This is a genomic window from Streptomyces sp. TG1A-8 (assembly GCF_030499535.1).
GTDB lineage: Bacteria > Actinomycetota > Actinomycetes > Streptomycetales > Streptomycetaceae > Streptomyces.
The window spans coordinates 6,164,724-6,176,596 of sequence record NZ_JASTLB010000001.1; the positions used below are offsets into that span (position 1 = coordinate 6,164,724).

Consider the following 11,873-nt stretch of genomic DNA (forward strand, 5'->3'; position numbering starts at 1 on the left):
GTCGAAGACGGTGCGGGGACGCAGGTGCCGGAAGGAGACGTGGGCGTCGGAGGTGTCAGGGTCGCTGGAGGCCAAGGGCACGGGCCGTCTCGCGCAACCGCGCGTGCGCGCCGCGGTAAGTTTCGCGCGCCGGCAGCCACTCCTTGCGGATCTTGGCCATACACGTGTAGTTGGTGTCGCACACGTTCGCCAGCGGGGATTCGACCGTCTGGGTCGCGAACTGGTACGCGTCCCCCCGGTTCCGGGCGCACGGTCAGGATGCGGGGGTCGGTCATCGCGACATCGGTCCCTTCTCGGTGCGGTGGTGATGAGGTGGTCGTGCGGAGGAGCAGGGGAGCAGGAGGCGGCGCCGACCGCGGAGGGACACCGTTTCCTCCGGCGACCCCACCACGACCGTTGTGTGTCGGTCCGGCCGGTGGACGAGGGCACCCGGGGCACCGTCCGGCTCCGCCGGCGGGCGGTCAGCCGGAGGCGGTGCCGTCCCGAAGAAGGCCGACCGCGTCGGATTCCCCGACGTGCACCCGCGCGGTCTCGGCTATCCGCTCCGGGTGACGGCGTATCAGCACCAACAGCACCACCACACCCGCCGTCATCCAGACGCCGACCACCGGACCCGCGTACGACACCGGCGCCGTCGCCCCGGTCACGAAGTCGAACACCGGAATGCCGGCGGCCGTCAGCAGCGCCGGCACGAAGGCGGCGATGCCCAACAGCGGGAACAGCAGGTGCCGTACCGGCTTGAGGTCCTCCCGGCCACCGCGCAGGAAGTAACCCGCGCACGCCAGGTTCACGACGATGTAGACACCGACGACAACCGTCACGATCACGGTGGCCAGGAGCAGAAACGCCGTCACGGGCTCGTAGGCGAAACCGAGGCCCAGCACGGCACCGACCGCGACGACGGTCTGCACCGCGACACCCGCCACGGGGGAGCGGCGGCGTGGATGGAGTGTGGCGAGCGGACGGGGCAGGACCCGGATGCGGGCCAGGGCGAAGGCCGTACGGGTCGAGACGTTGGCGGACGCGTTGGCGTTCGCGATCGCCGAGTTCACGACCGCGAGGAACACCAGCACCCAGAAGAAGCCGAAGGAGGTGCGTGCCACCCCCTCCCAGGACGCTCCGCCCGACGCACCGAACCGCGCGAACCTGTCCGGGCCGAAGTAGACGGTCATCGCATACGTCGTGACCACGTAGAACAGGCCGATGCCCAGGGTCGCCCCGAGTACCGCGCGGTGCGTGGTCCGGCGCGGCTCACGTGTCTCCTCGGCGAGTGCCGCCGCCGCCTCGAAGCCGGCGAACGCCAGCACCGTGTACACGGACCCGGCGAAGACGCCGCCGAGCCCTGCGTGCCCGTCCGCGGTGTGCGAGGTGCCGAAGACCGACAGGGTGTTCGCGTCGCCCGCCCGGCAGATCAGCCAGACGGCGAGGACGAGGAGGACGAGGATCTCGAAGACCCCGAGGGCCGTGCCGAAGCGGGCCGAGGCATGGACGCCGAGGTATCCGGCGACGGCGATCACGACGGCACCGGCCAGCGCCCACGGCCACCACAAGTCCGCCGGATACGCATGCCACTGCGCGTGCAGCGTGCCGGCTGTGGTGAAGCCGAGCTGCAGGAGCAACAGCGGGGGAACCAGCATCTCCACGAAGGCGTAACCCCAGCCGACCAGGAAGCCGACGACCGGGTGCAGCCCGCGCGCCGCATAGGTGGCGACCGAGCCCGCCGCGGGTAACTCCCGGGCCAGCTCCGCCACGCAGGACGCGGTGAGCAGGCAGGCCACCAGGGCGATGAGCACGGCCAGCGGCAGACTGCCGCCGGCGAAGGCGGCGCCCGACGGAATGGACGCGGCCACTGCGGCCGCCGGTGCCATCGCCGTGATGCTCTGGAACAGAACCTCGCGCAGCCCGATGGCGTCCCGCCGCAGGGCTCCGGTCGCCCCGGTCGTCTCCGTGCGCATGTCGCCCCCGATACGTCTCAGTCGGCCGCCACTCGATGTGCGCATCCCTCGGTGTCCGAGCGCGCCCCACCGCGAAGCCCGGTGGGCGGCTGCTCCTCGTGCGAATCACGGTACGGCCCGGACGAGTTGGGCAGAAGGGGGTGTCGCGGTTCCGTGGACGACCCGCGAACTGTGGACAACGCGGCCACTCGATCGGGTGAGCCCGGCGGTCATTCAGTCCTTCGAGTCCACGGCCGGGCCGTCAGGAACGTTCCGCCACCGCCGCGGGATCGTCCAGGACGGCCCGGACGACCGAGTGGGCGGCGCCCAGCAGCGGGCCCTCGGGGCCCAGTCCGGACACGGACACCGGACAAGCCGGCCCGGCCGTACGGCCGGCCAGTTCGACGGAGAGCGACGGCAGCAGCCAGGGGGAGAGGCCGGCCAGGGCACCGCCCAGGACGACCGTCTCGGGGTCGAGCAGGTTGACCGCTCCGGTCAGGGCGATGCCGAGGGCCGTGCCGGCGTCCCGCAGAGCCCGCCGTACGGCAGTGTCGCCCGCCGCGGCACGCTCCGCGAGCAGGCCGACCAGGTCCTCGCCCGGCTCCAGCCCGGCCGCGCGCAGCACCGCTTCCTCGCCGGCGTACTGCTCCAGGCACCCGCGCCCGCCGCACGGGCACGGGGGGCCGTCCGGGCGGACGGGTACATGGCCCAGCTCACCCGCGAAGCCCCGGGTGCCGCGGAGCAGTTGCCCGTCGACGACGACCGCGGCGCCGATGCCGATCTCCGCCGACACGTGCAGGAAGTCGCGCGGTGTGCCGGTGCCGAGCCACAGTTCGGCCAGGGCGCCGAAGTTCGCCTCGTTGTCCACCGTCAGGGGCGGACCGCCGGGCAACAGTGCGCCGAGGTCCGCGTGGTGCCAGTCGAGGTTCGGTGCCCGTACGACCGTGTGGCCGTCCCGGTCCACCAGCCCGGGCACGGCGACCGCGAGCCCGGCGGGCCACAGGTCTTCCCGCTCCGCCTCGGCCACGACCCGCTGGACCAGGCCCCTCAGCTCCTCGATCACCGGCTCCGGGGCGCGGCCCCGGTTCGTGCCGTGCCGCACGGCCCGCACGCGAACCCCACCGCGCAGGTCGACCGCGCACACCGCGAGGTGGTCGACGCCGACCTCCGCGCCGATGCCGGCGGGTCCGCTCCCGCTCACCGCGAGTGCCGAGCCCGGACGGCCCACGCGACCCGGGCGTTCGGGGCCCAGCTCTTCCAGCAGGCCCCAGCGGGTCAGCTCGTCCACGAGTGTCGACACCGCCGCCCGGGTCAGGCCGATGCGCGAGGCGATCGCGGCCCGCGACAGCGGGCCCTGCGCGCGGACCGCGTGCATCACCCGGGCGAGGTTGCGTCGGCGCATGCCCTGTTGGGTGTCCGGCAGGGAGCGTCCGGCCCTGGGCGGACGGGCCTCGTGCGGCGGTGCGGTCATGCCTCCGTCAGTCCTCGGTGTCAGGGGCCGGGCCCGGTTTTCGGGGTGCGGCCGGGCTCAGCGGGTTTGCGTGCCCCGCTCCAGCAGCCGGGCCGCGTCGGAGCGTACCCCGCTGATCCGGGCCAGTGTCTCCTCGTCCCGTTCCACCGCCTCCAGCAGTGGTCCCGCCGCCGTGTTCCAACGGCGGGCCACCGCGGCCGGGTCCTCGCCGGTCAGCAGCCCCGCAGCCTGTGCGGCGGCTCCGAGGGCGACCAGTTCCCGGGCCTGCGGGATCTGCACCGGCCGCCCCGACAGCCGCCGTACCGTCTGCTGCCAGGCGGTGCCCCGGGCTCCGCCGCCGATCAGGAGCAGCGGCGTGCTGCGGTCCGCGTCCTCCTCGAGCACCAGGTCGAGGGCGCCGAGCAGGGCGTGGACGGCACCGTCGTAGGCGGCCTGCAGCAGTTGGCCGCCGGTCGTGTCGTGGCGCAGTCCGTGCAGCAGCCCGGAGGCGTCCGGGAGGTTCGGGGTGCGCTCGCCGTCCAGGTACGGCAGCAGGGTGACGGAGGTGCCGGACTCGACGGCCTCGCGGTCCAGACCCAGCAGGGCCGCGATGCGGTCCACGGCCAGGGTGCAGTTCAGGGTGCAGGCCAGTGGCAGCCAGTCCCCGCGGGCGTCGGCGAAGCCCGCCACCGTCCCGGTCGGGTCGGCGGGCCGGTGCCTGGAGACGGCGTACACCGTGCCCGACGTGCCGAGGCTCAGCACCGGGGTGCCCGGCCGCAGGCCGAGGCCCAGCGCGGCGGCCGCGTTGTCACCGGTGCCGGCCGCCACCAGAGTGCCCTTGGAGAACGGCAGGTCGTGGCTGTCACGGAGGGTGCCGGCGATCTCTCCGGGCCGCACCACCCGGGGCAGCAGCGCCGGGTCCAGGCCCACGTGCGCCAGCGTCTCCTCGTCGTACGCCTCCGTCCCGGCCGCCCACCAGCCGGTGCCCGAGGCATCGCTCCGATCGGTCGTGCCCTGCCCGGTCAGACGCTCGGTGAGGTAGTCGTGGGGGAGGCGCACGGCCCTGGTCGCCCGCACCGCCTCCGGTTCGTGTTCGGCCAGCCACGCCCATTTCGTGACCGTGAACGAGGCGCCGGGCACGCTGCCGGTGCGTTTTGCCCACGCCTTCGGGCCACCGAGCTCCCCGACCAGCCGGCGGGCCTGGGGCGCCGAGCGGACGTCGTTCCACAGCAGCGCCGGACGCACCGGCTCGCCCCGCTCGTCCAGTGTGACCAGTCCGTGCTGCTGTCCGCCGATCGACACAGCGGCCGCCTCGTGGGCCGCGTCACCGCACTGGCGCAGCGCCTCGCACAAGGCGTCCCACCACTGACGTGGATCGCTCTCGCGGGCCGCGCCCGAGGACACGGTGTGCGGCGCCTGACCGCTTGCCACGACCTGTCCCGTGGCGACGTCGACGACCAGCGCCTTCGTGGACTGAGTGGATGTGTCCACACCGACGACGAGCGGACCCTCGGCTGCTGACATCGGGCTCTCCTTCTTCGGGGTTCTGCGGGGATGTGCTGTGAGCTTCCCGGGACGTTCGCGGCATCCTGGGCGTATTGGATATCGAGGACACCTTGTCGTCGAGGGCACCTCGTCCCTTCCCATGGGTGCGTTCGCATACTAATTTGTAAACTGCCATGACGAATAGTCGTACGCAACAAGGAGCCACGGCATGAACTACCAGCCCACCCCCGAGGACAGGTTCACCTTCGGCCTGTGGACCGTCGGCTGGCAGGGAAGGGACCCGTTCGGCGACGCCACGCGCCGCGCTCTCGACCCGGTCGAGACGGTGCAGCGCCTGGCCGAGCTCGGCGCGCACGGGGTCACCTTCCACGACGACGACCTGATCCCCTTCGGATCCTCCGAAACCGAGCGCGAGTCGCACGTCAAGCGTTTCCGCCAGGCCCTCGACGCGACCGGCATGAAGGTCCCGATGGCCACCACGAACCTCTTCACGCACCCCGTTTTCAAGGACGGCGCGTTCACCGCGAACGACCGCGAAGTGCGCCGCTACGCGCTGCGCAAGACGATCCGCAACGTCGACCTCGCCGTCGAGCTGGGCGCGCAGACCTACGTCGCCTGGGGCGGCCGCGAGGGCGCCGAGTCCGGTGCCGCCAAGGACGTGCGCGCGGCCCTCGACCGCATGAAGGAGGCCTTCGACCTCCTCGGCGAGTACGTCACCTCGCAGGGCTACGACATCCGCTTCGCCATCGAGCCCAAGCCCAACGAGCCGCGCGGCGACATCCTGCTGCCCACGGTCGGCCACGCGCTGGCGTTCATCGAGCGTCTGGAGCGTCCCGAGCTGTACGGAGTCAACCCCGAGGTGGGTCACGAGCAGATGGCCGGGCTCAACTTCCCGCACGGCATCGCACAGGCCCTGTGGGCGGGCAAGCTCTTCCACATCGACCTCAACGGCCAGTCCGGCATCAAGTACGACCAGGACCTCCGGTTCGGCGCCGGTGACCTGCGGGCGGCCTTCTGGCTCGTCGACCTCCTGGAGAGCGCCGGTTACGAGGGCCCCCGCCACTTCGACTTCAAGCCGCCGCGGACCGAGGACCTGGACGGCGTGTGGGCGTCGGCGGCCGGCTGCATGCGCAACTACCTCATCCTGAAGGAGCGCGCAGCCGCCTTCCGCGCCGATCCGGAGGTCCAGGAGGCGTTGCGCGCCTCGCGGCTGGACCAGCTGGCCCGGCCGACCGCTGCGGACGGTCTGCAGGCCCTGCTCGGCGACCGCACGGCCTTCGAGGACTTCGACGTGGAGGCGGTCGCCGCGCGCGGAATGGCCTTCGAACGGCTCGACCAGCTGGCGATGGACCACCTGCTGGGTGCGCGGCGCTGATTCCGCGGGCCGGTACGCATGCGCGAGGGAGCGTCCCGATGCCCCCGGACGCGCGCGTGCCGGTCACTCCCATGATTCGGCGGGCTGGGAGCGATCCCCTGGCTCCTCCTGTCGTGCGGATCCCGGTGGTGACTCCGGCCGGTATGCCCTCGCCGCCAGTACCGCCAGTACCGCCAGTACTGTCCGTACCACCCGTGCCACTCGCCCCGGAACCAGTAGGGGCGGGCTTCAGGGATGTCTCAGGGGCGCGGTCCGGAACCGCGGGAAGCGCGGACCCGTTCTCATGTCAGAGAGCGGCACGGGCCGCGAAGGAGGCGACGCTGATGTCCAAGAACGCGAAGATCGCCGCAGGAGGTGTGGCGGTCGGGCTCATCCTGCTCATATGGCTGCCCTGGTGGGTGGCGTTCCTGATCGTGGTGGGTGTCCCGGCGGCCGCGTATCTGACGCTGGATCCCTCGCAACGCCGCAGGCTCCGCCGAGTCGCCCGGAAGGAAGTAGGCCGCTGACGGGCGGCACACGGCCGTGCGGCGCCCGCCGCCGGTCAGGAGCGGGCTGAGTTCCCGGGGGCGCGCCGCCACGCGGGTCGCACCTCCCCTGGGCTCAGCTCGGCCGCACGGCCATCTTGTCGAGCGCCTCCAGAAGACCGGGCAGTTCCGGCCCCCGGCCCACCGGCAGGACCTCATCGGGCTTCTCGTCGAGCAGGACGAACGCGATGTCGTCGGTGCGGGCCACGATCGACCACCCGGGACCGTCGGCGCGCAGCGTGCGTGCGTCGCCCGGGGCGAACGAGGAGCGTACCCGGCCGAGCGGCGGTGGCGTGTCCACATAGGCGCGTGCCTCCGCCAGTACGCGGCGGACGCCTGGGTGACCGCCCTTGCGGGCACTCTCCGCGTCACCCGGTCCGGCCGACGTCGCACCGGCCGGCTCGCCGGTGGCCGGGAAGCCCGCGTCGGTGATCTGTTCCCGCCAGGCCGCCCACTGCAGAGCGATCTCGTCAGCACCCAGACGCCGCTGGGCCGGACCCCAGGACCCGGTGTCCGGAGGGGTCAGCGCGGGACCGTCCGCCTCCTCGGGGCCGGGGTCGTGCGGCGCGGGCACACCGGGAGCGGCGACGGCGACGGCCAGGGGCCAGCCCGGCAGGGCCGCCACGACCGTGCGCTCGTCCGGCGACAGGTCGTACTCCATGCCGCAGTCCCAGGACGCGATCGCCACGGCGACCAGTGACACGTCGTCGATGACGACCGTCCAGCGGGCCCCGTCGCCGTCCTGCCCGAGCACCAGGCCGTATCCGTCGGCCCGCGGCGCCAGACCCAGTGCCGCGCAGGCCTCCGGGTAGTCGTCACCCAGCACGCTCGGAAACTGCGCCGGCGTCAGCAGGACCGCCGTGAGCACGTACAGCGCCTCGTCCGCGGCGGCGACGGCCTCATCGTTGGTCCCGGCCATCCCTGCCTCCAAGTGGTTCTTCCATCGGCGCGCACCCTAATGCGAGCGGAAGGTGCTTGTCACGGCCGTGCACACGACGCGGAACTGCAGGTTTCCGCCTGGACGGGGCGAAACGACTCCGATCGGCACTCGCCCTCCGTGTCGTCCGCTCAGCCCGTCGGCAGCCCGAGGAGATCACGGGCCACCGCCCGGGGCGACTGGCCGCGCAGCCGGGTGCCTGCTCGTGGACCTGTTCCGGCACGGCATGGGCGACCGTCCCGAGACTCCGGGCACACGCTGGACGAGCGCGCCGACGCCGTGGCGGCCGCACCCGGCAGGGGCGCGGGTCACCGCCGCCGGCCGGAAGCCGCCCGGGTCGGGTGACAGGGGTGCCCGATGTCGGGCGCAACGTCGACTCCGCTGACTCCGACAGCCTCGTGGCAGCCGTGGCAGCGGGACTGACCCGCCTCGCTCTCAGCCTTCGTGCACGGCCAGTGCGAGGAAGCGGGCGTCCTCGTCGACGTACCTGGTCATGCGCCAGCCCGAGCGGGCCAGGAGCGGGTCGAGATTCTCCTCGGCCCGGAGGTCGCCGGGGGTGATCCGCCGCCCCTGGCGGGCCGCCAGGGCCGCCCGGCCGATGGGATGGAACAACGCGAGCGTGCCGCCCGGACGCACCACGCGGGCCAGCTCCCGCAGGTTGTCGGCGGGCTGGGGGAGGTGCGCGATCAGGCCGGCGGCGAAAACGGCGTCCAGGGAACCCGGCCGCAGCGGCAGTGCGGCGGCGTCCGCGAGAAGCAGCCGCCCGTCCCGCCCCCGGCCCGCCCGTACGGCGGCCTGCAGCATCGCCGGCGTGAGGTCGACGCCCACCACCACCCCGGAGGCCCCCACCGCGGCCCGCAAAGGCGGCAGCGCGCGGCCCGTTCCGCAGCCGGCGTCGAGCACACGGTCGCCCGCGCGCAGCCCGAGGTCGGCGACGGCGGCCGCATAGGCGGGGCCGTCGTCGGGGAACCTGCTGTCCCAGTCGGCCGCTCGGGCGGTGAAGAACTCCTGGACGTGCGTGTGGTCGTCGCTCATGTCCGGCATGATCTCCCACCGGGCCAAGGGGTGCCCCCGCGCGCGTGGCCGAGCGAAAGGTCCGCACTTCTTCGAAGCGCCCCATCCGCGCGCCCGTTCCCCATGGCATCCTGGGGCGTGGGACACCCTGACCGGCGATCCCCGGCCGGACCGAGGGCGCGCGCCGTTCACTCCGCGAGGGACCGCACCGCCACGACCTTGTCGACGGTGGCCCGGACCAGCAGCTCGCCCGGGACACCGTTGCGGGCGCCGTACTCCTCGGCGCGCTCCTCGCCCATGTACCGCGCCGCGATCCGAGTGGCCCAAAGACGTACCTCGTCCACGTCCTCCGACAGCCGGGCCCGGCCGCTGAGCACGACGAAGTGGAACGGCGGACGGTCGTCGTCCACGCACAGGGCGATTCGTCCGTCACGGACCAGATTGTGCCCCTTCACCGTGTCCCTGCCGGTGTTGAACACCACCTCGTCGCCGTCGAGCAGGTACCAGATCGGGGCCACGTGCGGGCTCCCGTCGGCCCGTACCGTGGACAGCTTGCCGGTTCGGGTGCCGTACGAAACGAACGCCCGCCATTCCTCATCGGTCATCTTCTGTGCCATACGCCCATCCTGCTTGCCCGGACGGCCGGACGTGGGGAAGGCTGGCGGGTAGATCCTCCAGCCAGGGGGAGACGTCACACGGGGAGACGGAGCATGGCGCAGAACCAGGGACTCGGCTGGCTGCTCGACGACCTGACCGAGCGGGTGGACCATGTGCGGCACGCGCTGGTCCTGTCCAACGACGGACTGGTCACGGGGGCGAGCACGGGCCTTCGCCGCGAGGACGCCGAGCACCTGGCGGCTGTCGCGTCCGGACTGCACAGTCTGGCCAAGGGCTCGGGGCGCCACTTCGGTGCGGGCCGGGTCCGCCAGACGATGATCGAGTACGACGACGCCGTACTGTTCGTCACGGCCGCCGGTACGGGCAGCTGTCTGTGCGTGCTCAGCGGCGCGGAGGCCGACATCGGCCAGATCGGCTACGAAATGACCCTGCTCGTCAACCGGGTCGGCGAACACCTCGGCGTGGGCGCCCGGCACCCCGACCGCTCTCCCGCCTCCGACCTGTGACCTGCTTCATTGCGGAGTGTCGCGGAGTTGTCCACAGGCCCGCCGCGGGATCGAGAGATGTGACTACCGTGTGTGCACGGCGAACGCACCGAGCGTGAGCCACCGACTCCACGGGGGAGCGCACGCATGCCGGACATCATCTTCACCCCTTCCCGTGCCCTCACTCGCACGCCGAGCCGAGCCGCTCTCGAACTCGGCCTCAAACCAGAGGAGTTCGCCCTGGCCGTCGACCTCGGCCGGGTCCGCATCGTGTCCGGCGGAAGCGGGAGCCGCCGGGTCGAGCAGGCCGAGATCGACCGGTTGCGCGCCCTGGACGGTTTCCCAGGCACCCTCCGTGACCGCCTGCGAGTGGTCGGCACGGCGGAGGGCGCAGAACTCCTCGGTGTCCCACCGGGCAGGTTCACCCGGCTGGCCCGTCTGGGCCTGCTCCTGCCGGTGCACTTTTATCCGAACCGCCACCGAGCCGTGGTCTGGCTCTATCTCGCCGAGGAACTGAGGGAGTTCGCGGCCGCCCCCGAGAACACGCGCCTGCTCGGAGGTCGCACGCCGGAGATCCTGCGAGGTCAGTTGACGGTCGGAGTGGACCTGCGTGCCCGCAACTGGCGCGGTCGGCAGCTGGGGATCCTGCTACGGCGGGCTGAGGATCCGTGGGCGCGGGCCGGAGCCGTCGCGGCCCTGCTCGCGCCTTCCGATGTCGCGGACATCGTCGAAGGCGCCGGTGAACGGGCTCGACTGAACCGCTTCCGGCCCGCTTTCCCCGGCCGCGGTACCCCGGGAACAGCCAATGCCCACCTCGTCGAACAACTTGTCACGGCGCAGGACCCGGACGAAATCCGCTGGCTGCGCAGCGAGCTGACGCGGGCGATGGACGAGGCGCGCACGCACGTGCCCGGTCCATGCCCGGCCGGCCACCACGCCGAGCCCGCGGCGTCGTCTTCCGCCCGGCACGAGGCGACTCCCGCGTGCACGCACACCCCGTACGCGGAGCGCGTGGCGCGACCTGCTCCTACGCGCGCACCCCGCCGCCGTGAGAACGTGCCGGGGGGCATGCGAACGCCTCGCGGGCCGCGCGCCCGGCTGCGCCGCAGAAGCCCCGGGCCCGTGGAGGTCCGAACCAGCGTTACAGGGCTCTGAAAAGCCCCTCCTGGACGACCGAGACGAGCAGTCGGCCGTGCAGGTCGTAGATGCGTCCGCGGGCCAGTCCGCGCCCGCCGGTGGCGATCGGGGACTCCTGGTCGTACAGGAACCACTCGTCCGCGCGGAACGGCCGGTGGAACCACATGGCGTGGTCCAGTGAGGCCAGGTCGAAGTTCCGCGGCCCCCACAGGGGTTCGACCGGCAGACGCACCGCGTCCAGCAGAGTCATGTCGCTGGCGTAGGTCAGGGCGCAGGTGTGCACCAGAGGGTCGTCGCCGAGCTGCCCGACCGCGCGCATCCACACGGCGCTGCGCGGCTCGGCCCCCTGTATCTCCTCGGCGCTCCAGCGCAGCCGGTCGACGTAGCGGATGTCGAACGGCTGGCGGCGCGCCATCCGCTCCAGCTGCTCCGGCAGTGCGCCCAGGTGCTTGCGGATCTCGTCGGAGACCGTCGGCAGGGATTCCGGGTCCGGGACGTCGCGGGCCGACGGCAGCTGGTGCTCGAACGGTCCTTCCTCGGGCTTGTGAAAGGAGGCGGTCAGATTGAAGATCGTGCGTCCCTGCTGCACGGCCGTGACCCGCCGTGTGGTGAACGAGCGCCCGTCACGGACCCGCTCCACCTGGTACACGATCGGCACCCCCGGGCGGCCGGGGCGCAGGAAGTACGCGTGCAGCGAGTGCACCGGGCGGTCGCCGTCCGTGGTGCGCCCGGCGGCGACGAGCGCCTGGCCCGCCACCTGGCCGCCGAAGACCCGCTGCAGGGACTCCTCGGGACTTCGGCCGCGGAAGATGTTGACCTCGATCTGTTCCAGGTCGAGCAGGTCGACCAGTCGCTCGGCCGGGTTCGTCGTCATCGGGGGGATTCTCCTGTGG

The 11,873-nt window shown here is 72.6% G+C and carries 11 protein-coding genes and 1 pseudogene; 4 read left to right on the forward strand and 8 right to left on the reverse strand.

Translation table 11 applies throughout. The annotated features are described in order from the left end of the window. Positions 1–55 precede the first annotated feature (55 nt). The 4 genes and pseudogenes from QQY24_RS27185 to xylB form a co-directional block, all read right to left on the reverse strand. Positions 56–232, reverse strand: a pseudogene (locus QQY24_RS27185) (acetamidase); the annotation flags it as partial. A 229-nt stretch (positions 233–461) separates the two neighbouring features. Next, complete coding sequence (locus tag QQY24_RS27190) at positions 462–1,955, reverse strand: APC family permease (RefSeq protein WP_301975346.1); 1,494 nt, start codon at positions 1,953–1,955, stop codon at positions 462–464. A gap of 241 nt (positions 1,956–2,196) precedes the next feature. Continuing rightward, positions 2,197–3,405: an ROK family transcriptional regulator gene (locus QQY24_RS27195; protein ID WP_301975347.1), complete on the reverse strand. Its 1,209-nt coding sequence runs from the start codon at positions 3,403–3,405 to the stop codon at positions 2,197–2,199. A 57-nt stretch (positions 3,406–3,462) separates the two neighbouring features. Beyond that, positions 3,463–4,908, reverse strand: coding sequence for a xylulokinase (gene xylB, locus QQY24_RS27200; RefSeq protein ID WP_301975348.1), 1,446 nt, complete (start codon positions 4,906–4,908; stop codon positions 3,463–3,465). 190 nt (positions 4,909–5,098) lie between these two features. Between xylB and xylA the strand changes: the two genes are divergently transcribed. Both xylA and QQY24_RS27210 read left to right on the forward strand, forming a co-directional pair. Then, complete coding sequence (gene xylA, locus QQY24_RS27205; protein WP_301975349.1) at positions 5,099–6,265, forward strand: xylose isomerase; 1,167 nt, start codon at positions 5,099–5,101, stop codon at positions 6,263–6,265. 323 nt (positions 6,266–6,588) lie between these two features. Beyond that, positions 6,589–6,771 carry a hypothetical protein gene (locus QQY24_RS27210; RefSeq protein ID WP_301975350.1) on the forward strand — a complete coding sequence of 61 codons (183 nt, stop codon included), beginning with the start codon at positions 6,589–6,591 and terminating at the stop codon, positions 6,769–6,771. 94 nt (positions 6,772–6,865) lie between these two features. Here the strand turns inward: QQY24_RS27210 and QQY24_RS27215 are convergent, their stop codons facing one another. From QQY24_RS27215 to QQY24_RS27225, 3 genes are all read right to left on the reverse strand, one after another. Beyond that, positions 6,866–7,708 carry a hypothetical protein gene (locus QQY24_RS27215; protein WP_301975351.1) on the reverse strand — a complete coding sequence of 281 codons (843 nt, stop codon included), beginning with the start codon at positions 7,706–7,708 and terminating at the stop codon, positions 6,866–6,868. Positions 7,709–8,161: 453 nt separating this feature from the next. Further along, positions 8,162–8,761, reverse strand: a complete 600-nt coding sequence (locus tag QQY24_RS27220) for a class I SAM-dependent methyltransferase (RefSeq protein ID WP_301975352.1) — start codon at positions 8,759–8,761, stop codon at positions 8,162–8,164. Between the two features lie 167 nt (positions 8,762–8,928). Then, a complete protein-coding gene (locus tag QQY24_RS27225; protein ID WP_301975353.1) occupies positions 8,929–9,357 on the reverse strand; it encodes a PPOX class F420-dependent oxidoreductase in 429 nt (142 codons plus the stop codon). 93 nt (positions 9,358–9,450) lie between these two features. On the opposite strand from QQY24_RS27225, the gene QQY24_RS27230 reads away from it, so the two are divergent. Then, complete coding sequence (locus QQY24_RS27230) at positions 9,451–9,864, forward strand: roadblock/LC7 domain-containing protein (protein WP_301975354.1); 414 nt, start codon at positions 9,451–9,453, stop codon at positions 9,862–9,864. A 126-nt stretch (positions 9,865–9,990) separates the two neighbouring features. Continuing rightward, entirely contained in the window at positions 9,991–10,998 is a 1,008-nt protein-coding gene (locus tag QQY24_RS27235) for a DUF6397 family protein (RefSeq protein WP_301975355.1), read from the forward strand. On the opposite strand, the gene QQY24_RS27240 is transcribed toward QQY24_RS27235, so the two are convergent. Continuing rightward, positions 10,985–11,854, reverse strand: coding sequence for an acyl-CoA thioesterase II (locus QQY24_RS27240; protein WP_301975356.1), 870 nt, complete (start codon positions 11,852–11,854; stop codon positions 10,985–10,987). The genes QQY24_RS27235 and QQY24_RS27240 overlap by 14 nt on opposite strands. Positions 11,855–11,873: the final 19 nt, after the last annotated feature.